The organism is Pseudomonas sp. IT-P258 (genome assembly GCF_949767825.1).
Taxonomy (GTDB): Bacteria; Pseudomonadota; Gammaproteobacteria; order Pseudomonadales; family Pseudomonadaceae; genus Aquipseudomonas; species Aquipseudomonas monachiensis.
Genome location: NZ_CATKPU010000076.1, coordinates 166,151 through 191,293, shown reverse-complemented (window position 1 = coordinate 191,293; position 25,143 = coordinate 166,151). Strand labels below are relative to the sequence as shown.

The 25,143-nt window shown below is 58.5% G+C and carries 25 protein-coding genes; 8 read left to right on the top strand and 17 right to left on the bottom strand.

The genetic code is table 11. The features are described from left to right. Positions 1 to 9 precede the first annotated feature (9 nt). Genes ACM6G4_RS23405 through ACM6G4_RS23395 form a run of 3 tightly spaced genes read right to left on the bottom strand, consistent with a single transcriptional unit; the run spans position 10 to position 3,841 of the window. Complete coding sequence (locus tag ACM6G4_RS23405) at positions 10 to 1,092, bottom strand: glycosyltransferase (RefSeq protein ID WP_056722040.1); 1,083 nt, start codon at positions 1,090 to 1,092, stop codon at positions 10 to 12. A 40-nt stretch (positions 1,093 to 1,132) separates the two neighbouring features. Beyond that, on the bottom strand, positions 1,133 to 3,361 hold the full coding sequence (locus tag ACM6G4_RS23400) for a polysaccharide biosynthesis tyrosine autokinase (RefSeq protein WP_414914707.1): 2,229 nt from the start codon (positions 3,359 to 3,361) through the stop codon (positions 1,133 to 1,135). Between the two features lie 39 nt (positions 3,362 to 3,400). Further along, positions 3,401 to 3,841: a low molecular weight protein-tyrosine-phosphatase gene (locus ACM6G4_RS23395; RefSeq protein ID WP_414914706.1), complete on the bottom strand. Its 441-nt coding sequence runs from the start codon at positions 3,839 to 3,841 to the stop codon at positions 3,401 to 3,403. A gap of 291 nt (positions 3,842 to 4,132) precedes the next feature. On the opposite strand from ACM6G4_RS23395, the gene ACM6G4_RS23390 reads away from it, so the two are divergent. Together ACM6G4_RS23390 and tal are read left to right on the top strand one after the other, a co-directional pair. Continuing rightward, positions 4,133 to 5,098: a glycosyl hydrolase family 5 gene (locus ACM6G4_RS23390; protein ID WP_414914705.1), complete on the top strand. Its 966-nt coding sequence runs from the start codon at positions 4,133 to 4,135 to the stop codon at positions 5,096 to 5,098. 201 nt (positions 5,099 to 5,299) lie between these two features. Continuing rightward, the gene (gene tal / locus ACM6G4_RS23385) at positions 5,300 to 6,226 is read left to right on the top strand and encodes a transaldolase (RefSeq protein ID WP_056722034.1); all 927 of its coding nucleotides are present in this window, start codon (positions 5,300 to 5,302) and stop codon (positions 6,224 to 6,226) included. A 263-nt stretch (positions 6,227 to 6,489) separates the two neighbouring features. Here the strand turns inward: tal and rssC are convergent, their stop codons facing one another. The 3 genes from rssC to ACM6G4_RS23370 all read right to left on the bottom strand — a co-directional run bounded on the left by rssC (position 6,490) and on the right by ACM6G4_RS23370 (position 9,231). After that, entirely contained in the window at positions 6,490 to 6,972 is a 483-nt protein-coding gene (gene rssC, locus ACM6G4_RS23380; RefSeq protein ID WP_046038063.1) for an anti-sigma factor antagonist RssC, read from the bottom strand. After that, positions 6,972 to 8,153 carry a two-component system response regulator RssB gene (gene rssB / locus ACM6G4_RS23375; RefSeq protein WP_056722032.1) on the bottom strand — a complete coding sequence of 394 codons (1,182 nt, stop codon included), beginning with the start codon at positions 8,151 to 8,153 and terminating at the stop codon, positions 6,972 to 6,974. The genes rssC and rssB overlap by 1 nt, the downstream gene beginning before the upstream one ends. 388 nt (positions 8,154 to 8,541) lie before the next feature. After that, positions 8,542 to 9,231: a VacJ family lipoprotein gene (locus ACM6G4_RS23370; RefSeq protein WP_056722030.1), complete on the bottom strand. Its 690-nt coding sequence runs from the start codon at positions 9,229 to 9,231 to the stop codon at positions 8,542 to 8,544. A 201-nt stretch (positions 9,232 to 9,432) separates the two neighbouring features. On the opposite strand from ACM6G4_RS23370, the gene ACM6G4_RS23365 reads away from it, so the two are divergent. Together ACM6G4_RS23365 and ACM6G4_RS23360 are read left to right on the top strand one after the other, a co-directional pair. Further along, positions 9,433 to 10,053, top strand: coding sequence for a hypothetical protein (locus ACM6G4_RS23365; RefSeq protein WP_056722029.1), 621 nt, complete (start codon positions 9,433 to 9,435; stop codon positions 10,051 to 10,053). Positions 10,054 to 10,178: 125 nt separating this feature from the next. Beyond that, the gene (locus tag ACM6G4_RS23360; protein ID WP_008053327.1) at positions 10,179 to 10,442 is read left to right on the top strand and encodes a DUF4404 family protein; all 264 of its coding nucleotides are present in this window, start codon (positions 10,179 to 10,181) and stop codon (positions 10,440 to 10,442) included. Positions 10,443 to 10,628: 186 nt separating this feature from the next. Here ACM6G4_RS23360 and queF read toward each other — a convergent pair whose 3' ends face one another. Together queF and ACM6G4_RS23350 are read right to left on the bottom strand one after the other, a co-directional pair. Then, entirely contained in the window at positions 10,629 to 11,459 is an 831-nt protein-coding gene (queF, locus tag ACM6G4_RS23355; protein ID WP_414914704.1) for an NADPH-dependent 7-cyano-7-deazaguanine reductase QueF, read from the bottom strand. A 61-nt stretch (positions 11,460 to 11,520) separates the two neighbouring features. After that, on the bottom strand, positions 11,521 to 12,057 hold the full coding sequence (locus ACM6G4_RS23350) for a plastocyanin/azurin family copper-binding protein (RefSeq protein WP_056722025.1): 537 nt from the start codon (positions 12,055 to 12,057) through the stop codon (positions 11,521 to 11,523). A 155-nt stretch (positions 12,058 to 12,212) separates the two neighbouring features. Between ACM6G4_RS23350 and ACM6G4_RS23345 the strand changes: the two genes are divergently transcribed. Together ACM6G4_RS23345 and ACM6G4_RS23340 are read left to right on the top strand one after the other, a co-directional pair. Further along, positions 12,213 to 12,893: a heavy metal response regulator transcription factor gene (locus ACM6G4_RS23345; protein ID WP_007995297.1), complete on the top strand. Its 681-nt coding sequence runs from the start codon at positions 12,213 to 12,215 to the stop codon at positions 12,891 to 12,893. Continuing rightward, positions 12,893 to 14,242 carry a heavy metal sensor histidine kinase gene (locus tag ACM6G4_RS23340; RefSeq protein ID WP_414914703.1) on the top strand — a complete coding sequence of 450 codons (1,350 nt, stop codon included), beginning with the start codon at positions 12,893 to 12,895 and terminating at the stop codon, positions 14,240 to 14,242. Before ACM6G4_RS23345 ends, ACM6G4_RS23340 begins: the two co-directional genes overlap by 1 nt. A 120-nt stretch (positions 14,243 to 14,362) precedes the next feature. Here the strand turns inward: ACM6G4_RS23340 and ACM6G4_RS23335 are convergent, their stop codons facing one another. The 3 genes from ACM6G4_RS23335 to ACM6G4_RS23325 form a co-directional block, all read right to left on the bottom strand. Continuing rightward, positions 14,363 to 15,607, bottom strand: coding sequence for a lipoprotein-releasing ABC transporter permease subunit (locus tag ACM6G4_RS23335; RefSeq protein WP_414914702.1), 1,245 nt, complete (start codon positions 15,605 to 15,607; stop codon positions 14,363 to 14,365). A 63-nt stretch (positions 15,608 to 15,670) separates the two neighbouring features. After that, positions 15,671 to 16,354, bottom strand: coding sequence for a lipoprotein-releasing ABC transporter ATP-binding protein LolD (lolD, locus tag ACM6G4_RS23330; RefSeq protein WP_173677889.1), 684 nt, complete (start codon positions 16,352 to 16,354; stop codon positions 15,671 to 15,673). Positions 16,355 to 16,361: 7 nt separating this feature from the next. After that, entirely contained in the window at positions 16,362 to 17,612 is a 1,251-nt protein-coding gene (locus ACM6G4_RS23325; RefSeq protein ID WP_056722020.1) for a lipoprotein-releasing ABC transporter permease subunit, read from the bottom strand. A 94-nt stretch (positions 17,613 to 17,706) separates the two neighbouring features. On the opposite strand from ACM6G4_RS23325, the gene ACM6G4_RS23320 reads away from it, so the two are divergent. Together ACM6G4_RS23320 and ACM6G4_RS23315 are read left to right on the top strand one after the other, a co-directional pair. Then, positions 17,707 to 18,288, top strand: coding sequence for a PilZ domain-containing protein (locus ACM6G4_RS23320; RefSeq protein WP_414914701.1), 582 nt, complete (start codon positions 17,707 to 17,709; stop codon positions 18,286 to 18,288). Positions 18,289 to 18,302: 14 nt separating this feature from the next. Continuing rightward, a complete protein-coding gene (locus ACM6G4_RS23315; RefSeq protein WP_056722015.1) occupies positions 18,303 to 19,025 on the top strand; it encodes a glycerophosphodiester phosphodiesterase in 723 nt (240 codons plus the stop codon). A gap of 42 nt (positions 19,026 to 19,067) precedes the next feature. Here the strand turns inward: ACM6G4_RS23315 and sthA are convergent, their stop codons facing one another. From sthA to ACM6G4_RS23285, 6 genes are all read right to left on the bottom strand, one after another. Then, positions 19,068 to 20,462 carry a Si-specific NAD(P)(+) transhydrogenase gene (sthA, locus tag ACM6G4_RS23310; protein ID WP_007984277.1) on the bottom strand — a complete coding sequence of 465 codons (1,395 nt, stop codon included), beginning with the start codon at positions 20,460 to 20,462 and terminating at the stop codon, positions 19,068 to 19,070. 207 nt (positions 20,463 to 20,669) lie between these two features. After that, positions 20,670 to 21,707 (bottom strand): FAD:protein FMN transferase, encoded by a 1,038-nt coding sequence (locus ACM6G4_RS23305; protein WP_414914700.1) that lies wholly within the window; start codon positions 21,705 to 21,707, stop codon positions 20,670 to 20,672. Between the two features lie 330 nt (positions 21,708 to 22,037). Continuing rightward, entirely contained in the window at positions 22,038 to 22,481 is a 444-nt protein-coding gene (locus ACM6G4_RS23300; RefSeq protein ID WP_414914699.1) for a hypothetical protein, read from the bottom strand. A 171-nt stretch (positions 22,482 to 22,652) separates the two neighbouring features. After that, the gene (locus ACM6G4_RS23295) at positions 22,653 to 22,886 is read right to left on the bottom strand and encodes a hypothetical protein (RefSeq protein ID WP_414914698.1); all 234 of its coding nucleotides are present in this window, start codon (positions 22,884 to 22,886) and stop codon (positions 22,653 to 22,655) included. Between the two features lie 697 nt (positions 22,887 to 23,583). Continuing rightward, positions 23,584 to 24,009: a hypothetical protein gene (locus tag ACM6G4_RS23290; RefSeq protein ID WP_414914697.1), complete on the bottom strand. Its 426-nt coding sequence runs from the start codon at positions 24,007 to 24,009 to the stop codon at positions 23,584 to 23,586. Further along, positions 23,981 to 25,075 carry a polymorphic toxin type 44 domain-containing protein gene (locus ACM6G4_RS23285; protein ID WP_414914696.1) on the bottom strand — a complete coding sequence of 365 codons (1,095 nt, stop codon included), beginning with the start codon at positions 25,073 to 25,075 and terminating at the stop codon, positions 23,981 to 23,983. The genes ACM6G4_RS23290 and ACM6G4_RS23285 overlap by 29 nt, the downstream gene beginning before the upstream one ends. Between the last annotated feature and the right edge of the window lie 68 nt (positions 25,076 to 25,143).

The window sequence follows — 25,143 nt, the reverse complement described above, 5'->3', positions numbered from 1 at the left end:
GAGTTCTACTTAAAAAGTGGGGGCGCGATACAGGTCATAGGTCTGGCGGATCATCAACGCGGCGCTGAAGCGCTCGCGGACGATGCTGCGCCCTTCGCTGCCAAGGTCGAGCAACCGCGGCTTCTGGATTTTCTTCAGTACATCGGCCAGCGCCTGGTGGTCGCCGCTGGGAAAGACGTAGCCGGACACCTCGTTGGTGACCAGTTCGGGCAGTGACGTACAGTTGCTGGCAATCACCGGCAAGCCCATGGCCATGCCTTCGAGCGGCACCATGGCAAAGCCTTCCCAGCGGCTCGGGACGATCAGCGCATCGGCTTTGCGGTACAGCGCCTGGACTTCGCTCGGTGTCACCCACGGCAGGTATTCAACCCCTTCCATCGGCGGACACTCGACCGAATCCTCGTTCACGGCGCTGCCAACCACCGTCAGTTTCAGATCACTGCGCTGGACTTTGGCGAAAGCCTTGAGCAACACGTCGAAGCCTTTCTGATAATCGAGGCGGCCGACAAAGAGCAGATGAATCGGCTCGGGATTGCTGGCTTTCGGCGCTTCATCCTTGTGATGAATGCCGTTGTAGATCAGCTTCATGCGCTTGCGCTCAATGCCGAACCGCGCGGCCTTGTCGAGCTCGTACTGGCTGACGCAGATGATCACGTCGGTGACCTTCTGCAATACCCGCTCGATCCACGCGTAGGCTTTCTGCTTGGTCGGCGAACTTTCCATCAGGAACGAAAAGGCATGGGGGCAATAGACGATCTTCGGCTTGCGCCAAGGTCGCAACAGCACGCACACACAACGCCCGATGACGCCGGAGAAGGTGCTATGCAAATGCACGACATCGGGTTTTTCCTTGAGCATCACCTGGGTCAGTCGCCAGGCGAAGCGCAGCAACGACGGCACATTGCGTCCGGTCCGGGCGAAGGTGCGGATCTGTTGCCCGGCAATCCCGTGCAGTTCCTTTTCCTGATCCTGCGGGACCAGATAGACCAGCTCATAGCTTGCCGCGTCGCCTTCGGGCGAAGCCGAAATCGTGCGGATCACCGTCGCGACGCCACCTTTGATCGTCTCTGCCACGTGCAGTATTTTTTTCACAACTCACCCACTTCAAACATGAAAGGACAATCGCTGACACTCAGGATTTGTCGGACGCGTATTCGTAGTTGTAATAGCCGTAGCTACCGTTACCGTAGTAACTGGCCGCACGCTTCTCGACGCCGTTGAACACCGCGCCCTTCAACTCGATGCCGTTCTGGGCGAATCGACGAATCGTCAGTTCGATCTCTTTGGCCGGGTTCACCCCGAAGCGCGTGACAATCAGGCAGATCCCCGCGTCACGACCGACAATCGCCGCATCCGTCACCGCCAGCAGCGGTGGCGTGTCGATGATCACCACGTCATACAGCTCACTGAGTTGCGCCAGCAGCTCACGAAAATTGACGTGCATCAGCAGTTCTGAAGGATTGGGCGGGACCTGCCCGCGACTGATGAAATGCAGGTTGTCGACTTCGACTTTATTGATCGCCTGCTCGATGCTGCAGCGCTTGACCAACAGGTCCGACAAGCCATTGGTGATCGGTGTGTTCAGCGTCTTGTGCAGATGGCCTTTGCGCATGTCGGCATCGATCAGCACCACCCGCTGTCCGCTCTGCGCCATGACTGCCGCGAGGTTGGAAGAAACGAAGGTTTTGCCGACCTGCGGGCTCGGGCCGGAAATCATGATCCGGTTGTTGGTCGAATCCAGCCCGGCAAAGTGCAGACAGGTGCGCAGACTGCGGATCGACTCGATGGACAGGTCCGTCGGGTTACGCAGGGCCAACAGGTACGCCGGCTTGTCCGCGCCGTCCCGGGCGCGACCTTTTTTGCTGTCCTCTTCCTGTTGCAAGGCGCTATAGGGAATCGACGCGTACACCGGCAAACCGAGTTGCTCGATGGCCTCCGGACCTTCCAGGCCCCGGCTCAGGGACTTGCGCAGCAACACCAGCGCAACGCCGAAAAAGGCGCCGAGGAAGGTTGCAATCAGCACGATCAAGGCTTTTTTCGGTTTGACCGGGCTGGTCAGGTCGACATCTGCGGGGTCGACCAATCGCACGTTGCCCACGGCCCCCGCCCGGACGATGTCCAGCTCCTGGGATTTATTCAGCAGTTGCGTGTAGATCTGCGACGCCACTTCCACGTCGCGGGTCAGGTTCAGCAGTTCCTGTTGCGTGGCAGGCAGGTCCTGGGCCTTGCCCTCCAGCGCCTTCTGCTGCTGGGTCAATTCGCCGATCTGGGTCATCAACGCGCGGTACGCCGGATGCTGTTTGGTGAACTTGCGATCCATCTCCGCCTGTTGCATTTTCAGTTCGGAGATACGGGTGTCCAGACTGACGACCTGTTCCAGCACCGATTGGGTTTCGAGGGAAATGTTGACCGTCTTGCCACGGGTTTGATAACCATTGAGTGCATCGCTGGCCTTGGCCAGGTCGCGTTTGACCTGCGGCAGTTGGCCTTGCAGGAACTCCAGGCTCTGCGCCGCTTCCGCCGATGTGCGTTGCACGTTCTGCTGCACATACAACGAAGCGATTTTATTGAGGATTTTCACTGCCTCGGCCGCGTCGCTGCTGGCCAGGGCCAAACGGATGATCCCCGACTCCTTGCCTTGCTCGGAAATATCCAGCGCATCCTGGTAACTCTGGATGGTCACGATCCGTGGATTGCGCACCACTTCGAAACGGGTGCCAGGGTTTGCCGAGAGTTGAGCGATCAACCCCTCTACATCGTCCTGTTTGAACGCTTCGCCTGCGACGCCTTCGGCCAGCAAGTTGTCGTTTTCATCGAACAACTGGAATCGATGCTGCTCGCCAGCGACCAGCGTGAGCTTCTTGCCCAGCAGTTCTTTCGGCAGATTGAGCCGGTTGATCTCCAGACGCTCACCGCCCCAGGCGTAGCTGTTCAGGCCCAAGCGCGGCGCCGCGACACTGAACTCGGTCTCGCCGCGATAACGTCGGGCGAGGAAGCCGCCAATGACCGGGAAGGTGTTGGGGGTGACGTCGATATCAAGGCGAAGATCATCGACCGTTTTGCCGATCACCGCGCGGGACTTGATGATGCCGATTTCGGTCACCGACGGCGATTGCCCGCCGAGCATGCTGTTGAGATCGGAGAACCCGAGCATGTCGTTCTTCTTCGGCTCGACCTGCACCAGCGCGTTCGCCAGGTACACAGGAGTCGCCAAAACCGCATAGGCAACGCCGGTCGCCATGAAGGCACCGGTGAGCGCGCCGATCAACCATTTCTGGTCGACCAAACTGCCAAATATGCCGAGAAGATCAATGCTGTCTTGATCGTTGTCACGGGTGCCGATTACTGACGGTAACTGCATAAGTCTGTTCTTACCATTCACTGATCTGAAGAATATTCATCAATGTCCGAGGCGCTGCGCCCATGAGCTAACAGCATCTTCAATCAATGCATGGGCATGAATAAAAGCGGCCTTTCCCTGACGATACGGATCCTGTATTTCTCGCTCGCTCTGCCACTTGCCGAGCAGAAACACTTTGCCCCTGGCATGAGAGGCAATCTTCAGTACTTGATTTACATGCTCTTTTTCCATGACCAGAATCAGGTCTGATTCATTGACGATGTCCGGTGTAATTTGCCGCGCCTTAAACCCTTGGGCGTTGTGCCCGTGGTCTTCCAGAACCTGGAGGGCTGACGGTTCCATGGCCTCGCCAACCCGTGCGGCAAGGCCCGCCGAGGTGACCGAGATCGCTGAAGGGGCCAGCGCGTTACGCAGCAAAGTTTCTGCTGTCGGACTTCGGCAGATATTGCCCACGCAGACGACAAGGATCTTTCTGAACAAGGTTACTTTCCCGTGTAATATCAATATGCCAACATTTCGAGTGGGCTTTAGTGAACCCAAAAGACCTTGCGGCACTGAGAAATAGATTCGCCCTGTTAATACAAGTGCATTAAGTACCACAGCCCCCAAAAGCCACCCAACCAGAATTACCGGACCAAAAATAACTGTGATTTTCCGGAACTAACTACCTGACAAAAAATAACATTCGCGCACTTGGCACCCTCGCGAGCATCCAAATGAAAGTAACGAACCAATCATTGGAAAATGTCATTACCCGCCAGGAGTGCAGGCATGAAATCAGCACGTCTCAAACGGCTCACCGCCTCAACCCTGTTAATGCTGGGTGCAGCCAGCCAGGTTGACGCCAGCGACTTGTTCCCCCTGCTTGCCGCCAACAAAACCATCGGTGTCCAGGTGAAGATCCAGACCTTCTCCCCCACCGACGCCGAGCAAATCAAGGCCGCTGGCTTCGGATTCGTGCGCTTTGGCGTGTGGACCAACAGCCTGGGCGGCGCGGCGTATCAAAAGCAGATCAGCGATGCCTTCGCCGCGGCCAAGTCCGCCGACCTGCCGGTACTGATGACCGTACGCTCGACCAAGGCGCTGACCTCCGCGCCCGACAACACCAGCGAACTCGTCGCTGCCGGCGAATCGTTCGCCAGTTCGGTGAAAGGGCTGGAGCAGTCATACGGCGCACAGCTCGTCGCGATTGAAATATGGAACGAACCGGACCTGGCGAAGTACTGGCCAACCCGAAATCTCGACACGACCTTTGTTCCGTTCATGAGCGCCCTGTGCAAGTCGCTGCAGGAACAACCACAATCGACGCCGCTGATCGGCTTTGGCTTCGCCCGGGCACCGAGTGCCGGCACGACGTCAGCATTGGCGCTGAAAAAAATCGTCAGTGAATACCCCCAGTGCCTGAGTGCGATCTCTTATCACCCCTACGGCATGTCGGGCGCGCAGATCAGCAAAACCCAGGCGTTTATTCAGCAAAACTTCCATCTACCGGGGGTCATCAGTGAATGGGGCGTTCCTTCGCTCAGTTCCAACGGCGGGATCGAAGCGCAGGCCAGCAAAATCAGCACCTTCATCGCCGACGTCAAGAAGCTCGACATCCCGCTGACATCGATTTACGAGTGGAAAAACAGTGAAACGGGCGGCAATGACCGAGAGCGAAATTTCGGTTTCCTGACCTCCGACGGTCAAGCGAAACCAGCAAAAATGGCTGCCTCTACCCAGCTGAATCCGCAGTAGGAGGTACGTCCACGGGGTGCTGACGGTCAGTTGCCTGGAACCTGTGCCGCGTTTCGGCATCGTATTGATCAATACCGGGCCCCGCCTTTCAAACAACTGTTTTCAGGTTGTTGCCGCAGGGGCCGTCGATACACGTACACGCCCTTGAGTGGCTGTCAGCGCTCGGGTAATGTCATCAGACCCATAGGACAGAGCACGCCCATGACTTCCAAGCTGGAACAACTCAAACAAATGACTACCGTGGTTGCCGATACCGGCGACTTCGAAGCTATCGCTCGCGTTAAACCCGTGGATGCCACAACCAACCCTTCCCTGCTGCTCAAGGCCGCGGCCATTCCTGCGTATGCCGAGCTGCTGAACGCCTGCGTCCATGACTGCAAGGGCGATGTGGGACTGGCCAGCGACCGTTTTGGCGTGGCCGTGGGGCAAGAAATCCTGAAAGTGATCCCGGGCCGCATTTCCACCGAAGTGGATGCGCGCCTGTCGTTCGACACCGATGCCATGCTCAAGCGTGCGCATCGCCTGATCGAGCTGTACGACAAGGCCGGCATCGGCCGCGACCGCGTGCTGATCAAGATCGCCTCCACCTGGGAAGGCATCCGCGCTGCCGAGATCCTGGAAAAGGAAGGCATCCAGACCAACCTGACCCTGCTGTTCTCCTTTGCCCAGGCAGCCGCCTGCGCCGACGCCGGGGTGTTCCTGATTTCGCCGTTCGTGGGCCGTATCTACGACTGGTACAAGAAAGCCAACGGCAACGACTACACCGGCGCCGATGATCCGGGCGTGCAGTCGGTGACCCGCATCTACAACTACTACAAGGCCAATGACTACAAGACCGTGGTCATGGGCGCGAGCTTCCGCAACCTGGGTCAGATCGAGCAACTGGCCGGCTGCGACCGCCTGACCATCAGTCCGGACCTGATCGACAAGCTGGCCGCGGATACCGGCAAGCTGGAGCGCAAACTGGTGCCGGGCCATGCCGGTGAAGCGCGCCTGAGCCTCAACGAATCGCAGTTCCGCTGGCTGTCCAACGAAGATGCGATGGCGACCGAGAAACTGGCCGAAGGCATTCGTCAGTTTGCGCGGGACCAGGAGAAGCTCGAGGCGTTGTTGCAGGCCAAGCTGTGATCTGAGCGGGTGTAATGCAAAAAGGGCGAACCTTCACAGGTTCGCCCTTTTTTGTGAGCGCACTCACAGGGATTATGGGTTGAAATCGATTCGTGCGTTCAGTGCAAAACCAATGTGGGAGCGGGCTTGCTCGCGAAGGCGGCCTCGCATTCAACATCGCGGTGAACGGACTGACACTTTCGCGGGGCAAGCCCGCTCCCACAGGAGATTGAAGTTGGAATTGGAGTTCTGTGGGCCAGGCTGACCCACATCACTTCAGGAAATCAGTGACGCTCTAGCGCATTCACCAGATCATGGAAGGCTTCACGATTGGTGTCGTTCAGCCCCATGAGGATCTTGTGCGCTTCGAGCACCTTGATCCGCACCACTTCTTCGGACTGATCCTGGTCTGGCAGGTCGTCCAGGCATTCCGGGCACGGCACCGGCTTGTCAACGATGTTGAACACCTGCTCGAAGCCCATGGACTGCAACAGACGCGTAATGTCTTCGTGGGTGGTGACGACGGTCGGCAGCAGGCCGACCTTCTGCCGCGACAGGATCGACAGCTTGGCCAGCAGGCCAAGGGTGGTGCTGTCAATGCTGCGGGTTTCGGTCAGATCGATCACGATCGTGTTGAAATTCAACGCGCTGAAGATCCGCTCAATAGTCGCATCCAACGCCGAACACAGGGTCAGGCGAACTTCACCGACGAACTTCAGGACGAAGGTGCCATCCTGCTCGGCGAACTGGATTCTACCGGTACTCATCAAAGATTCCTGCTCAACACCAACAGGGCGATATCATCCGGCATCTCCCCTAGCGTGGCCAATCCAAAAACCTGCCGCAACCCATCCAGGGTGCCGCCCGCAGCCTTGACCCGTTGGGGCAACGCCGCCTCTTTTTCTTTGAGTGTGGGTTCTGGCAAAAGGTCCAGAATGCCATCAGACATCAGCGTGAGGCTGAACGTCGGTGGCAGTTCCAGCACGTGGTCTTCGTAGGTGGCTTCGTTGAAGAGGCCCACCGGCAGGCCACGCCCTTCCAGATAACGAACACTGTCTGGCGTGTACAACACTGGCAACGGCAGATGACCGCCGATGCTATAGGTCAACAAACCGGTCTCCTCGTCGATGACTCCACCGACCATTGTGACGTGTTTACCCAGCTTACAACTGATCAGGCCCCGGTTGATATGACCAAGAACCTCTGAAGGCTTGAATTCCGGCAAGGTGCCGCTGCGCTTGGACTCGAACAGCAAGCGCGTGGTCATGAACTTCAACAGCACGGTGACGAAGGCTGAAGAGGCGCCATGACCGGAAACGTCCGCCAGGTAAAAGGCGACCCGGCGCTCGTCGACCCGGAAGTAATCGACGAAATCACCCGACAGGTACAGCGACGGGATGATCTGGTGAGCAAACTTGAACTCGTCAATGGTCCAGGGGCTGACCGGCAGCATGTTCATCTGCACCTGGCGACCGGCGTTCTGGTCCTCCTGGAGCAGGTTCAGGCTGGCTTCGAGTTCGCGGTTGGCCTTCTCCAGCTTCTCGCGGTAGCGCTGGTTCTCCAGCAGCAGGCGCGCACGATCCAGGGCCCGGCGCACAGAGTGCTCGAGCACAGCCAGATCTTCGAGAGGCTTGATCAGGTAGTCCGCCGCGCCCAGGCGCAGGGCTTCGACCGCGTCGTTCATCACGCCGGCACCCGACACCACGATCACCGGGGTTTGCGGTGACCGTTCGGTCACCTGGCGAATGAGTTCGAGTCCGCCCATCTGCGGCATGCGCAGATCGCAGATGACCAAGTCGGGCTTGTCTTGCTCGAATACCTGAAGACCCTGCTGACCATTGCTGGCCTGCAAGACGCTGAAACCACTGTCTTCCAAATAGGCGGCGAGGCTCGCGCGCACTACTTCGTCATCATCGATTATCAGCAGCGTGGCACTGGTTTTTGGCATGTGGGCAAACGGCGCCAGAATTAGGTTGGCGTAGCAGGCGGGGACTTTGGCCCGGCACTGACTACTGGATTCGCTTTCTAGCCTCTCTGTCGCACCGCTTTCGGGCATTTGCCCTACACACATGTTCACCAGAGGTGCCCTTCTAAGGCGCAGACGGTACTCCCATCCGCGGGGCGTTTCAAGCTCACGCCGATGGTCGCTTGACGTCTTTATTTGTCAAATCACCGAGAGTTATAAGAACAGGCAAATCCGTAACCCAATGGAAGGTTCGAACCCATGAGTCAAACCCCTCGTGACTACAGCAAAAAGCGCGATGACATCCCCATGCCGGTCTTCGCAGACAAAAAAGGCGGCCTGATGGCCGCCTTTTTCAGTTTATCGGTCGAGATTAGAAATCGTCTTCGACCTGACCGTCTTTTACCTTGAATTCACGGTTCTGCAAGTACGCATTACGGATGAAGGTGTACTTGTCGCCGGTGATCAGCTTCTCGCTCGACAGCAGGTTGGCACGGGTATCGACGATGTCCAGCGCGTAGAACGAGTTACGCACCGGAACGTCGTTTACGTAACGATAAGCACCGGTATAGCTGTCGACGTACTTGGACGGCGCATCACGCAGGGTGCTTGGCCCCAGCAGCGGCAGCATCAAGTAAGGACCGCTGCCGACACCCCAGTAACCCAGCGTCTGACCGAAGTCTTCGTCATTGCGCTGCAAACCCATCTTGGTGCCGACATCAATGACGCCCAGCAAACCGAAAGTGGTGTTGAAAATGATTCGTGCGGTATCAACGCCTGCGGCGCGAGGCTTGGCCTGCAGGATATCGTTGGCCAGGTTACGCACATCACCGATGTTCTGGAAGAAGTTGTGAACGCCGTCTTCGACAAACTGCGGCGCCACGTACTGGTAGCCCTGGGCCAGGGGCTTGAGCGCGTAGGTGTCGATCACGTCGTTGAATTTGTAAATCGGGCGGTTGACGCTTTCCCAAGGATCATCCTCCGTGGCTGCCTGGGCAACGAACGGAACCAGCATCACACTGGCGCATACACAAATCCTGGCTAGATGATTGCTCCAGCGCATAGAAAAAAACTCCTTGGTTTGTACCGGCTCGGGCACTTGGCCCAGGCAATAAGTTGCCAAGTATAAGACGTAAACGCCGTTTAACGCACTTTGCACGAGATCCACACAAACACAATCGTGCCAAGTGTGAGCGATTCACATCCTTGTCATTGAACTGTCACCGTCGCCCACTAGCCTTCAGGCTATTTCAGGGACGTCCACATGCCGCTCGCCGAAGCCTTGCCCCAAACCGCACCCAGCCTGACCGCCGTACTGTTCGGCCTCAGTGGCTGCCTGGTGGATTTCGGCGCGCACACGCATAGGCACGGCAGCCACTCGGCCGAACACGCCGAGGCCACTCCCGGCGCACTGGATAGCCTGCGCAGCTTGCAGCGCCAGCAGATCCCCTGCGCCTGGCTCGATGAACTGCCCCCTGCCCTCAGCCAATCCCTGGCCGCTGCGCTGCCGGAATGGATCAAACCTTCGCAACATCCAGCAACAAACAACCCATGGCCCGCCCCGAATGCCTGCTGGCAAGCCTTGATGACCCTGAACGTCGAGCGACTCGACGGCTGCGTACTGGTGAGCGGCGAACCCCGCTTGCTGCAAGCGGGGCTCAATGCCGGGTTGTGGACCATCGGCCTGGCCTCCTGCGGCTCGCTGTGCGGCCTGGCGCCCGAGCAATGGCAAGCCTTATCCCCGCAGGAACGCGACATCAAACGCGCCAAGGCGACGATGCAACTGTTCGGCCTGGGCGTGCATTCGGTGATCGATCATCTCGGTGAACTCGACACCTGCCTGGCGGATATCAGCTTGCGTCGGCTCAAGGGCGAAAAGCCCTGATCGAGATCATGCACGTTGGGCGCGAGTGGATTAATCTAAAGGTCAGCCATCGACCTTTGGCGCGCCGCCTTGGCGTGCCGCCATGGTCTATGCCAGTGCCTATCGATTAAAGAAGGAAGAACGCCATGCCTGCCCGCGAACTGCAAGAACAGCTCAATGCCCTGCGCGAGCAATTGGAACAGAATCCTCCATTGTCTGAAGCCGAACGCGCCGAGCTACACGAACTGATGCAACAGATCGAGTTGAAGCTTGAGCTCGAAACCAAAACCCAGGATTCCAGCCTCGCCGATGGCGTCAACCTGGCCGTGGAACGCTTCGAACTCGAACACCCTACCCTTGCTGGCACCTTGCGCAACATCGGGCAGGCCTTGGCCAACATGGGGATCTGAACCCTGCTGATAAAAAAAGCCCTGCTATCGCCAGCAGGGCTTTTTCGTTTCTGCGCCTGGCAATACAAATCCCCTGTGGGAGCGGGCTTGCTCCGGGCGGCGCTCCGACGAAGGCGGCTTCACACTCAACGATGATGTTGACTGACCCACCGCTTTCGCGAGCAAGCCCGCTCCCACATTAGATCTTTACTGACGGACCAGACGATGGTTCGGCAGTTGCACCTCTTCAGTGCTGCGATACGGGTTGATATCCAGCCCGCCACGGCGCACATAACGCGCATACACCGTCAGTTTCTCCGGCTTGAGCAACCGCTGCAGGTCGAGGAAAATCCGCTCCACACACTGCTCATGGAAGTCCGAGTGCTGGCGGAAGCTGACGATGTACTCGAGCAGACTCGCGTGATCCAGCGCCGAGCCACGGTACTCCACCGCCACGCTGCCCCAGTCCGGCTGGCTGGTGACCGGGCAGTTGGACTTGAGCAAATGGCTGTGCACGCTCTCCTCGACAATGCGCGAATAATCGCAACGCAGCAGTTCCGGCCGTGGATGCTCGTAGTTGCTGACGCTGATATCCAGCTCATCGATGCACACGCCCGGCAAGGCCACGACGCCTTCGTTCTCGACATCCTTGAGGCTGCGAATACGCACACCCACCGGCTTGCCGGCAGCCGCCGACAAATCCTTGGCCAGCGTCGCCTCAAGGCTCGCGGTATCGGCGAACGGCGTCTGGTTCAGGGAGTTGAGGTACAGCTTGAACGACTTCGACTCGATGATGTTCGGTGAGTCCGCCGGGATACTGAATTCGCCGATCGCCACCACCGGCTTGCCCGAAGGCAGCAGCCAGGACAGCTCGAAGCAGTTCCAGAAGTCCACGCCTTTGTACGGCAGGGTTTGCGCCGTCAGGCCCAGTTCCGCCCATTTCGCGGTGCGCGGGATCGGGAACAGCAAGGACGGCGTGTAGGTGGCGATGTATTCGCTGGACTTGCCCAGCGGCGAATGTTCGGCTGCGGGATGCATGACGGAAACCTGACTGAAGAATCAGCGGATTCTATCAGCCTTTGCTCCCGCCTTTGAGTGCTTACTGACTGACAGTCAATTTGCCGACCATGCCGGCTTGATAATGACCGGGAATGTTGCAGGCAAATTCAAGACTGGTGGCCTTGCTGAAGGTCCAGGTCAGCTCGGCGGTCTTGCCTGGCTCCACCAGCACGCTGTTGGGGTCGTCATGCTTCATGCCGTGGTCCATTTTGCCGTGATCCATGCCGGCCATGTTGCCGTGGTCCATTGCTTTCATGCCGGTGGGCGTCAGCATGCCGCTCTGTTGCATCTGCAGCATTTCCTGCTGGTGTTTGGCGTGCATCGCCGCATCCCCCAGGTTGAGCTCATGCAACAACTGGCCTTTATTGACCAGCACGAAGCGCACGGTTTCCCCGGCCTTGATGTCGATGGCCCGCGGCGTGAAGGACATGTCCTCCATCACCACCTCGATGCTGCGGGTCGCCTTGGCCGCCGGGGCCGGCTGACCGAAATCGAAGGTATGCCCGGCGTCCGCCCACACCGGCGAACTCAGCGCCAGCAAACACAGGATTTGCGCCACGGTTTTGTGTAAAAACATCGTCATACTCCAACAAGATAAGGCTCAGCATGGGCAAAACTCTAAACTGCTGCCACTGCCCGTAACCTGACAGCCAGATTACAACTTTGTCAGGTTGCCCTGTGCCAATGCTGCCCACGGTATAAAGCGTTCGTTCCACTTGCCAAGAGTCGCCCATGAAACTGCTGATCGTCGAAGACCAACCGAAAACCGGCCATTACCTGCGCCAGGGCCTGGCCGAGGCCGGGTTCAACACCGAACTGGTAGCCGACGGCAACACCGGCCAGCAATTGGCCCTCAGCGGCGAATATGCCCTGCTGATTCTCGATGTGATGCTGCCAGGTCGTGATGGCTGGCAGATCCTGCAAGCGGTGCGCAGCGCCGGCCTGGACACGCCGGTACTTTTCCTGACCGCCCGGGACGCCGTGGAAGACAGGGTTCACGGCCTCGAACTGGGCGCCGATGACTATCTGGTCAAGCCGTTTGCCTTCTCCGAACTGCTGGCCAGGGTTCGCAGCCTGTTGCGCCGCGGCAGCGCCACGCCGCAGGAAACCAGCCTGCAACTGGCCGACTTGCGCCTGGACCTGATCCGGCGCCGGGTCGAACGCAGCGGCCAGCGCATCGACCTGACCGCCAAGGAGTTCGCCCTGCTGGAAATGCTCCTGCGCCGCCAGGGCGAAGTCCTGCCCAAGTCGCTGATTGCGTCCCAGGTGTGGGACATGAATTTCGACAGCGACACCAATGTCATCGAAGTGGCGATCCGTCGCCTGCGCCTGAAGATCGACGATGAATTCCCCAACAAGCTGATTCATACCGTGCGCGGCATGGGCTATGTCCTTGAAGAGCGCCCGGCCTGATGCGCCGCCTCTCCTTGAGCAGCCGCCTGGCGCTGCTGTTTGCCGCGTGCACCGCCGTGGTGTCGTTGTTCGCCGGCGTGCTGTTCAGTCGCGCCAGCGAGGCGCACTTCGTTGAGCTCGACCAGCAACTGCTGGACGGCAAGCTGATTGGCTTGCGTCGGGCCCTGCACGACCTTCAGTCGAGTGACAGCGAGGTGAAACTGGCCGAAGAACTGAGCCGGCAGGCGGACCTGTCCCTGCGAATCACCGGCAGCGACGGCCAGCATTGGTATGACAGCTCGGCCAACATTCCCCAGGCACTGCCGCGCCAGCCCGGGTTATCGACGGTGAGCCATGAGGGCATGGATTACCGCGTCCTGAATGCGCCGCTTTTCGCCGACAAATCCGACTCACCGCAACTGACGTTGCTGCTGGACATCACCCACCACCAGCACTTCCTGCAACGCATGCAGCATCTGATCTGGCTGACCGTCGGCCTGTCAGCCCTGGCCACCGCACTGCTGGGCGCCTGGGCGGCACGCAGCGGCTTGCGCCCGTTGCGGCGGATCAGCGCGGTGGCCAGCGGTGTTTCCGCGCAATCGCTGAACGCGCGGTTGCCTGAGGAAAACATGCCGCCGGAACTGGCGGAAATGTCCCACAACTTCAACGCCATGCTCGGACGCCTGGACGACTCGTTTCAGCGGCTGTCGGCCTTTTCCGCCGACATTGCCCATGAACTGCGCACGCCACTGTCGAACCTGCTGACCCATACCCAGGTCACCCTCACCCGCCCTCGCCCCATCGAGGATTACCGCGAAGCCCTGCACAGCAACCTCGAAGAGCTGCAATGGATGGCGCAGTTGGTCAACGACATGCTCTACCTGGCGAAAGCCGATCACGGGTTGTTAATGCCCAAATGCGAGCCACTGGAACTGGCGGAGGAAGCGGATCTGTTGCTGGAGTTCTTTGCGCCATTGGCCGAAGACGCGCAGGTAAAACTGAGTCGTGACGGCAATGCCCGCATCGAAGGTGACCGCAGCATGTTGCGGCGGGCGCTGTCGAACCTGCTGGACAACGCACTGCGCTTCACGCCGGCCGATGGTGAGGTTCGGGTGCGAATCGTCGATCAGCCAAAACAGTTGCGCCTGACCGTTGAAAACACGGGCCAACAGATTTCCAAAGATTTATTGCCGCGCCTGTTTGACCGGTTTTACCGGGCCGATCCTGCGCGCCGCGAAGGCAGCAGTGAACATGCGGGACTGGGACTGGCGATTACCCAGTCGATCATCCGCGCCCATGGCGGGCAGATTCGTTGTGAATCGGAGATTGGGTGGACGCGGTTTGTGATCGAGTTGCCAAGGGGGGATTGAGGCTGGCAGTACCGGCCTCTTCGTCGGAACGCCGCCCGGAGCAAGCCCGCTCCCACAGTTGACCGAGTTGACTCAGATCTAATGTGGGAGCGGGCTTGCTCGCGAAGGCGGTGTTACTGGTTACGAATATCTCAGCGCATGAGCCGGCTCGATCTTCGCCGCCCGCCAGGCCGGGTAAACCGTGGCCAGGAAGCTCATGACAAACCCCGCCGTGCAAATCAGCGCCACATCCGCGCCTTGCAGCTCGGACGGCAGGTTGCTGACGAAATACACGTCGGAACTGAAGATGTGCTGCCCGCTGACCCGCTCGATCCAGCCCACGATCTGGCTGACGTTCAGCGCTGCAATCACGCCCAACACACCGCCAATCAGGGTGCCGACGATGCCGATCACCGTGCCCTGCACCACGAAGATCGCCATGATCTGCCGGGGCGTGGCGCCGATGGTGCGCAGGATCGCGATGTCCGCGCCCTTGTCGTTCACCACCATGATCAGGGTCGCGATGATGTTGAACGCCGCCACCGCGACGATCATCAGCAACAGCAGGCCGATCATGGTTTTTTCCATCTTCATCGCGCTGAACAGGCTGCCCTGGGTGTGGGTCCAGTCGTCAGCCTTGTAGGCGGCGCCCAGCCCCGTGGCGATGTCGTTCGAGACTTGCGGCGCGGCATACAGGTCCTTCACCGCCAGGCGCACGCTCTGCACCTGATTCGGCTCCCAGTGCTGCATCTGCGCGGCATCGGCCATGTGGATCAGCGCCATGGTGCCGTCCAGTTCGGCGCCCACCTTGAACACGCCGACCACGTTCAGCCGTTGCATGCGCGGGGTGATGCCGCCCGGCGCATTGCTGACTTCCGGCACGATCAGGGTGATCTTGTCACCGACATTCAAGCGGAAACGGCGCGCCGTGATCTCACCGATCACCACGCCGAATTCGCCCGGTTTCAGGGCTTCGAGGCTGCCCTGAACGATGTGCTTGGCAACGATCGACACCTGGCCTTCCATCGCCGGGTCGACACCGCTGACCTGGATCGGCTGCATCGTGCCCTTGTAGGACAGCATGCCCTCCATCTCGGTGAACGGCACCGCCGCCGTCACTTGCGGGTTTTTCATCGCGGCCGCCGCCAAGGGCTTCCAGTCATCAATCGGATTGACGCCGACGATGGTGGCGTGGGGCACCATGCCGAGGATGCGCGAGCTCATTTCGCGCTGGAAGCCGTTCATCACCGACAGCACCACGATCATCGCCAGCACGCCGAGGGCGAGACCGATCATCGAGGTCATCGAGATGAAGGAAACAAAGCGATTGCGGCGCTTGGCGCGGGTATAGCGCGTGCCGATAAAGATCGATAACGGTCTGAACATTCGCTGGGGCACCGTATGGAAATAAATGACCCGACGCCTTTTCAGGCATCGGGTTTAAGCCAATCAGATGGGAGTCAGGCAACCTTCCTGCAGGTGCAGGACGCGATCCATCTGGCGGGCCAGGTTCATGTCGTGGGTCACCACCAGGAATGCCGTGCGCATCGAGGTGCTGAGCTCCAGCATCAAGTCCTGGATCCCCTGGGCGGTGTGGGAATCGAGGTTGCCGGTCGGCTCGTCGAGCATCACCAGGCCCGGATTGTTCACCAGGGCGCGAGCGATGGCCACGCGCTGGCGCTCACCACCGGACAATTCGGCCGGTTTATGCTCCAGGCGATGGCCCAGCCCTACCCGCTCCAGTAACGCCGTGGCACGCTGGCGCGCTTCGGGGATCGCGGTCTTGCCGATCAGCAGCGGCATGCAGACGTTCTCCAGGGCGGTGAATTCCGGCAGCAGGTGGTGGAACTGGTACACGAAGCCGAGGGCGCGATTGCGCAGCAGGCCGCGTTTCTTCTCGCTCAGCGCCGACAGTTCTTCACCGTCGAGCCAGACGCTGCCCTTGGTCGGGGTATCGAGGCCGCCCAGCAGGTTGAGCAAGGTACTTTTGCCCGAGCCTGACTTGCCGACAATCGCCACACGCTCTCCCGGGTGCAACTCCAGCTGCAGGCCGGCCAACACTTCCACCGATTCCGGGCCTTCCTCGTAGGACTTGCCCAGGCTGCGGCAGCTCAAGATTGCTTTATCACTCATGCCCGACTCACTCATAACGTAGCGCCTCCGCAGGCTGGGTGCGCGCGGCACGCCAGGCTGGATACAGGGTGGCGAGGAAACTCAGGACCAACGCCGCGGAGCAGACCATCACCACATCCTGGCTCTGCACCTGCGACGGCAGGTAATCGATGAAGTACACGTCGGCGTTGAGGAACTTGTGCCCGATCAGGCCTTCTAGGGCCGAGATCGCGGCGCTGACGTTCAGCGCGGCGAAGATCCCGACCACGGCGCCGATTGCGGTGCCGACCACGCCAATGACGGTGCCTTGCACCATGAACGTGCGCATGATCGTGCCCGGCGTGGCGCCCAGTGTGCGCAGGATCGCGATGTCGCCCTTCTTGTCGTTCACCACCATCACCAGCGTGGAAATGATGTTGAAGGCGGCGACGGCAACGATCAGCAGCAGCAACAGGCCGATCATGGCTTTTTCCATGCGGATTGCCTGGTACAGGTTACCGTGGGTGCGGGTCCAGTCGCGGGCGTAGAAGCGGTCTTCGCCGAGATCGCGGGCGATGCTCCACGCGGTGCGCGGTGCCTGGAACAGGTCGTCGAACTTCAGGCGCAGGCCTTGGACCTGATCCGGTTTCCAGCGGTGCAGCCGGGCCAGATCCTGCAGGTTGGTGACGCCAAGATAGCCATCGAGTTCACCAGCGCCGACATGGAAGATGCCGACCACGGTAAAGCGCTTCATGCGCGGGAACATCCCGGCCGGGGTCACGGTGACTTCCGGCGCGACGAAGGTCAGCTTGTCGCCAATCGCGGCCCCGAGCTTGGCCGCGGCCTTATCGCCGATGACGATGCCGAACTCACCCGGCACCAGGTCGTCGAGTTTTCCCTGGGTCATGAATTGATCGATGATCGACACCTGGCGCTCTTGCACCGGGTCAATGGCATTGAGCAGGACCTTCGAGACCTTGCCGTTGTTGGTCAGCAAACCCTGCATTTGCGTAAACGGCGCCACGGCCGTCACCTGCGGGTTCTGCTTGACCTTCGCGGCCAGGCTTTGCCAATCGCTGATGGCCTCGCCGGACTCGATGGTCGCGTGGGGCACCATGCCCAGCACGCGGGTGCGCATTTCATGATCGAAGCCGTTCATCACCGACAACACCACTATCATCACGACCACGCCAAGGGCGAGCCCGATCATCGAAGTCAGGGAAATGAATGACACAAAATGATTGCGACGCTTTGCACGGGTGTAACGCGTGCCGATAAATACGAAGAGAGGTCTGAACATGTCGGGGCTTGTTCGGAGGGAAAAGGAACGTCCTTGTGGCGGGGGTCGATAACCAGCTTTACACTCAGACCACCGCCGCTACCATGGGTTCGCCATGTCGACATTAGATGAAGAAGATCGCCGCGAATACTACCGTATCGAGGATACGATCGCACTGGAAATTCGGCCCCTGTCCGCTTCTGAAGCCACAGGCCAGGAAGTGTTGCAGGATGCTTCCCCACTCTTCAACTTGCTCAGCGAACTGCACCTGAGCGAATTCGAGTCGCAACACCTGTTGCGCCAGATCAGCGAACGCGACCGCAACCTCGCGGCGTTCCTCAAATCCCAGAACAAACGCATCGACCTGCTGAGCCAGGTGATCGCCATCACCGTGCTCGGACAGATCGGCGAACCGCAGCCGGTGATCATTTCCGAAGGCGGCATCGACTTTCAGCATCCATCGCCCCTTGCCGCCGGCGCACGCCTGTCGGTCAAGCTGGTGCTGATGCCGCAAGCCCTGGGCCTGCTGCTGCGCGCCCGCGTCACCCATTGCGACCGCAAGGACGACGGCTATGACGTCGGTACCGAGTTCGAACACCTGACCGACGCCCAACGCCAACTGCTGGCCCGCCACATCTTGCAGAAGCAGGCCCAGGAACGACGCCTGGCCCGCGACCAACTAGAATCAGGCAATTAATTTAAGGAAGAACCGTGACCCTCATCTACGGCCATCGCGGCGCCAAGGGCGAAGCACCGGAAAACACCCTGACCAGCTTTCAGGAATGTCTCAAGCACGGCGTGCGTCGCTGCGAACTGGACCTGCACCTGTCCATGGACGGCGAGCTGATGGTCATCCACGACCCGACCCTCAAGCGCACCACTGACCGTCGCGGCAAGGTCGTCGAACACACGGCGGCCGAGCTGGTGACGTATGACGCACGCAAGGGTGGCCCGGGCTGGATCAAGCCGTGCCCGATTCCGACGCTGGAACAACTGTTCGAGAAATGCGACTTCGATCACTGGCAGCTGGAAGTCAAAAGCGCATCGAGGATGCGTGCCGCGACCACCGTGCTGGCAATCCGTGAAATGGCGCAGCGTCATGGCCTGATGGACAAGGTGACCATCACCTCAAGTTCCCGTGAAGTGCTCAAGGCTGCGCTGGAACTGGTGCCGGACGTGTCCCGCGGGCTGGTGGCCGAGTATGCCTGGCTCGACCCGCTGAAGGTCGCGGCCAGCTATGGCTGTGAGATTCTGGCGCTGAACTGGACCCTGTGCACGCCGGAACGCCTGCAAAAGGCGCAGCGTCAGGGGCTGCATGTGTCGGTATGGACCGTCAACGAGCCCGCGCTGATGCGCAGACTCGCCGACTTCGGCGTTGACAGCCTGATTACAGACTTTCCCGGTTTGGCCACTGCCACGCTCGAGAATTGCTGAAATCGGTCTCCCCGGCCGGCTCAGGCCACCGGCCGGAGCCCGTCAAAAAAGCCGGTTGAGGCCGTCGTACGCAGCTACCCGATAGGCTTCGGCCATGGTCGGGTAGTTGAACGTGGTGTTGACGAAGTACTTCAACGTGTTCAGTTCGCCCGGCTGGTTCATGATCGCCTGACCGATGTGCACGATCTCCGACGCCTGATAACCGAAGCAGTGAACGCCCAACACTTCCAGGGTTTCACGGTGGAACAGGATCTTCAACATGCCTTGCGGCTCGCCGGCGATCTGCGCCCGCGCCATGCTCTTGAAGAACGCCTTGCCCACTTCGTACGGCACCTTGGCCTGGGTCAGCTCCTGCTCGTTCTTGCCGATCGAGCTGATCTCCGGAATGGTGTAGATGCCGGTCGGCACGTCATTCACAAAGCGCCAGCTACCGTTATCAACGATGCTGCCGGCGGCCGAACGACCCTGGTCATGGGCGGCACTGGCCAGGCTCGGCCAGCCAATCACATCACCGGCGCCGTAGATGTTCGGCACGCAGGTGCGGTACGCCTCGTCGACTTCGATCTGGCCACGGCTGTTGACCTTGACGCCGATGTTCTCCAGACCGAGCTGATCGGTGTTGCCGGTACGACCGTTGCACCAGAGCAAGGCGTCGGCCTTGATTTTCTTGCCGGACTTCAGATGCAGGATCACGCCATTGTCCACGCCTTCGACGCGGTCGTAGTCTTCGTTGTGGCGAACCGTGATGTTGTTGTTGCTGAAGTGATAGCTCAACGCCTGGGAGATTTCCGAGTCGAGGAAGCTCAGCAACTGGCCACGGTTGTCCACCAGTTCGACCAATACGCCCAGGCCGCTGAAGATCGAAGCGTATTCGCAACCGATCACGCCAGCGCCGTAAACGATGAGTTTGCGCGGGGTGTGGCCGAGGCTGAGGATGGTGTCGCTATCGTAGATACGCGGGTGGTGGAAATCGATGTCCGCCGGGCGATAAGGGCGCGAACCGGTGGCGATGATGATGTGCTTGGCCACCAGCTTCTCGACCACGCCGTTGGCGCAGACCACTTCGATGGTTTGCTCGTCGGCGAAGCTGCCGGTGCCGAAGAACACGTCGACGCGGTTACGGGCGTAGTAGCCGGTACGCGAAGCGACTTGTTTGGAGATGACTTTCTCGGCGCTTTTCAACACGTCCGGAAACGAGAACCAGCGCGGCTCACCAATGGCCCGGAACATCGGGTTGGTGTTGAATTGCATGATCTGCCGCACCGAGTGACGCAGTGCCTTGGACGGGATGGTGCCCAAGTGAGTGCAGTTGCCGCCGACCTGGCGACGGCTATCGACCATCGCCACCTTGCGCCCTGCCTTGGCGGCGTTCATTGCCGCGCCTTCCCCTGCCGGGCCGGAACCCAACACCACCACGTCGTAGTTGTAGACAGCCATGCGTACTCCTCAGAACAGGCCGCGGCACCCTCGGCACCTGCGGCTAAATCACGCCAATGCGTGGCATGAAGGAACAATTTGGGGCCAGTGCAGAACCCGGACACAGTCTATAGAAGCGTCAACGCCGCGCACATTAACCCTTGGTCGCGTCGTAGGCTACTTTTGCCTGCGCTACAACGCCAGTTTTCAATGCTCAAATCGCCGAAATCATTCGGTTTTTTTGCCACTGAGGCGTTCAAAAGCGTGACTGCTGCGTGTGACGAAACCTGTATCGGCACGAATCACAAAAAATGCGCCGATATCGTGTTTTTCTGCGTAGTCCCAACCGCGCTCCGGGCCGAGAATCAGCAACAGCGTCGATAAGCCATCGGCCATCAACGCGGAAGGATGAATTACCGTGACCGATGCCAGGGTGTGTGAGACCGGCGCACCAGTGCGAGCATCGAAGGTGTGGGAAAAGCGCTGGCCGTCCTGCTCGAAATAATTGCGGTAGTCGCCGGAAGTGGACAGGCCATAGCCGTCGACGACAATGACCCGATCGGCCACCTGCCGGTCATCCCGCGGCTCTTCCAGGGCAATGCGCCATGGCGAACCGTCAGCTTTCTTGCCGGAGGCCTTGAGCTCGCCCGTAGCCTCGGCGAGGTAGTCGTGGATGCCCATCGTCTCGAGTCTTGCGGCAATCGTGTCCACCGCATAACCGGCGGCGATGCTGTTGAAGTCGACCTCCACGGCGGCGTCCTTGCACAACCGGTCGCCCTCGATGCGCAAGTGTTCATGGCCGACGCGCTTGCGGGCTTCGGCGAGGGCTTCGGTGGTCGGGACTTTCTCCCCACGGGCCTGCGGACCAAATCCCCAGAGATTGAGCAACGGCTCCACCGTCAGATCGTAGGAACCGTCGCTTTGCACTGACAGCTGCTCGCCCACGCGGACCAATTCGAGGATCGATGCCGGCATCGCCTGACAGCGGTTGGCCGGCAATGCATTGAAGCGCTCAATGTCCGAGTCACTGCGGTACGTGGACATTTGCCGGTCAATGTCAGCGAGGATCTGCCCGACCTGGACACGGACTTCGTCCGGCGCCGGAAGACCGGCATGGCGTACATACTTGATCGAATAAGTGCTGCCCATGGTCGGGCCGCCAAAGCTTTCGAGGGCGTCGCCGTTACCACAGCCTGATAGTGCGCCGAGCAGCAAAAATGCCACCCCCTGCCACCTGATCAACAATTCCCGAGCTCCCCGAAACATCCCCTGACACGCCGCCAGGGCCAGCCATTATGCGATAGAACTGTGGGAGCGGGCTTGCCCGCGAAGAGGCCATCACAGTCAACATTGATATTTCTGTCAGACCGCTATCGCGAGCAGGCTCGCTCCCACATTGGATCGCTGGTGTGATCACGACCGCGCAAACACCACCAATCCCTGTAGGAGCGAGCTCGCTCGCGATGGTCGTCAACGATAACGCATGTTTACTGGTTAAACGCAGCGCTCCTGGCTCCATCATCGGAACACCGCCCGGAGTAATCTCGCTCCTACAAAGTTCTTGACCGAACTGCAATGGCTGCAATCGGGGTCTTTTCATGGAGTCGCGGTATCGGTGACGCATTGTTTTAGTCGATGCGAATCCGTACCGCTGCCTTCGCTGCGATCAATATCGCCGTTGGCATCAAGGTAGATGTGCGTATTGGACCATGTCGGGGTGATATTTACGCAGTGTCGGAGATCTTTATCGTTCCACCAAGAGATCTCCATGAAAAACTTCTCATCAGGAAACAAAAAACCATGATCGCGTGTGCTGCTGCCAGGGGGCATACCACCTTTGTATATCCGGCGTTGTACATTCCAGATGAACCGCAATTCGCCTTCGTCATTCTTGGAGTAATGAACCGTCGCGGCGGGCAGCACAATAATTTGCCAGAGGGCGATCAAGAGAAGAACCACCAATGGCAGCAATAGTGGTATCAACGGAATCAATAGCCACCGAATGTAACGCGACCGAGGTTTATTACCAGGAATGGACACGGACTCCGTCTCCTAGATTCACCTTACAAGCTGTGCATCTCACTACTCTTCATGGGCTTGCGGTATCCGTGAAGCATTGCTTCAGTCGATGCGCATCCGTGCCACTGCCTTCGCTGTAATCAATGTCGCCATTGGCATTGAGGTAAATATGCGTATTGGGCCACCTAGGGGTTACGTTGACGCAATGTCGGAGCGCGCCATCGTTCCACCAGGAAATTTCCATGAAAAATTCTCATCCGGAAACAGAAAGCCATAATCACGCGTACCGCCTCCGGGTTGCATACGCCCCTTGAAAATACGGTCCTGCACGTTCCATATGTATTTAAGTTCGCCACGAGCATCTTCGGAGTAGTGAACAGTCACAGTAGGTAACGCAATATCCCAATGAGTGATGGCCAAAAACACAACTGGAATCCACAACCATCGCTTATACCGCCTCCGGGATTTACTTGCAGTCGTGGACACGGACTCCTTCCCCCCAGTTTTCCGGAGCAACTGCCAACACTTCACAATTATCTGCGCAGTTATCCCGCCATCAGGGTGCTGATTGGCGAGTTTTAAACCGATGTTTATCGACACTTTATCCTCCCATGGTCACAATTCAGTCCAAGGGCTGACCGTAGAATGAAGGTCGGAGCGTTTTTTTTGATCCTGTACTCATTGCCGAGGGCATTCCGTTAATCGATCTGAATCGGCTGCACTAGTGTGACCGCTATCGAGAGCTCCATCTGCTCCAATATATATACTGGTCGTTGGCCACTTAGGACTTATCCTTACGCAATGACTTTTCCCTGAGACAGTCCAGTCGAACTGCATGAAAAAATCATTATTTTTAAAAATATGGCCGGGACCTCCTGTAGATTGGCCAGGGGAGATTTCTCCTCGAAATATATCGTGCTGAGTATTTAGAACAAACTCCAACTTTCCGCCCCCCCGCCTCTGAGAAATAGACTTTCACCCTTGGCACGGAGACATACCAGACAAAATATATCAGAAGCAATATTGCTAGCAGTCTACGCATAAACAAAAGCAGCACCCTTTTATTTACATTTTGGGATACTGATAATCTTGTGAAGCCGATCCCCTCAGAACTTGGCATCTTTCAGGGGCTCGCGGTATCTGTGATACATTGTTTCAAGCGATCCGAATCAGTGCCACTGCCTTCGCTGAGATCAATATCACCATTGGCATCAAGATAGATATCCGTATTAGGCCACTTCGGGGTTATGTTGACGCAGTGGGCACGAACATTTTTGCTCCACCAGGAGATTTCCATAAAAAAATTATCATCCGGAAACAGGTGACCATTATCGACTGTGCCTCCGCCGGGTTGCATCCCTCCTTTGTATACCCGGTCTTGGACATTCCAGATGTATCTGAGCTCCTCCCTTCCGCTCTCGGGATAGTGAATAGTAACCGTAGGTAGCGCAATATCCCAGTGGGTGATGGCCAGATACACAATCGGAATCCACAACCACCTTTTAAAAGATTGACCTCTTTTACGTGCAGGAGTGCTCACGAACTCCATCCCCCCAATTTTCGGGTGCGACTGCCAAAACTTCGCTCATGATGATTTTGGCTGTCACCCCGCCATTTGCGTATTGACTGGCGAGTTTCACACCAATACTTATCGCCACCCTATCGGCTATATCGTCAAATGCCCGTAGTCCGTCAACTAGACTCGCAGTTAGATGCGGGCCTGGGTATTTCTTATGGTCTTCAATCCACCTTTTTGTGTCCGAGCCAATTTGCTCAACTCCCGCACCATCCAACAATACGCTTTGTGAAAGCCCACCTACTATGCCGACGTACCCATAATGGATGTTCGACCAAATATCGTAGTAGTAGTCATATCGGCCTTGCTTGTGCCGGACGTCATCGCTGTACATAGCCCGAAGCTTCGGCTTGTGATCCCACTCCATATTCTGACCCACCTGCTTCGTCCAGATCGCCATCGCCTCAAGCTTCTTCGTCCATGCAATTCCGTTGAAATTTGGTGGTCCAGCCAGTCTGGCGTACCAGGGTAACGCCCGAAATTTCCTGGCTTGCGCGCTGCTGTCGTAGCTCATCAGCTCTTTCATTTTCAACACGGACGGATGCTTGATGTTCCTATTCATCTCACCTGCGATGTAGCTGGCAAGCTCTTCCATCTGGTCTGGATGGTTACAGGCTTCGCTTCCACCAAGGTCGCCGGGTGGTGCAGAGATTTTATCTGCCAGCTTCAGATCAACCACCTGAGGTTTGGCCGTAAAGCTGTTTTCAGCCGGAGCCGCCGATGAGCCCGCAGCCCTGGTGGCCGGCTTTGCAGGGCTTGCGTTGCTTTGATACGTGGCCGTCATTACGGAGGGGATCAGTCGAGCTTTACAGGGGCAATTACTGTAACTGTCCAGCGTACCAGCCATGAGCTTTCCATGACTGATCATGTGCGAAATACCACCGACGATCCGATACGTCTTCCCGTCTTTTCCACAGGTAACTCGATCACCATCGCAGGCGTGGGCAACGCCATACATCATGATCCGGGTGTCACCATCCAGAACTTTGCCACCACAAGTGGTTCGGTCATTCAGACCGATGAAATGTCCTTCTTTCATTGAATTTCTTCTCCGTTACTTCCGGCCGAGTCCAGAAAGTTTTCGACCATCAGCTGCGTGAGCATTTA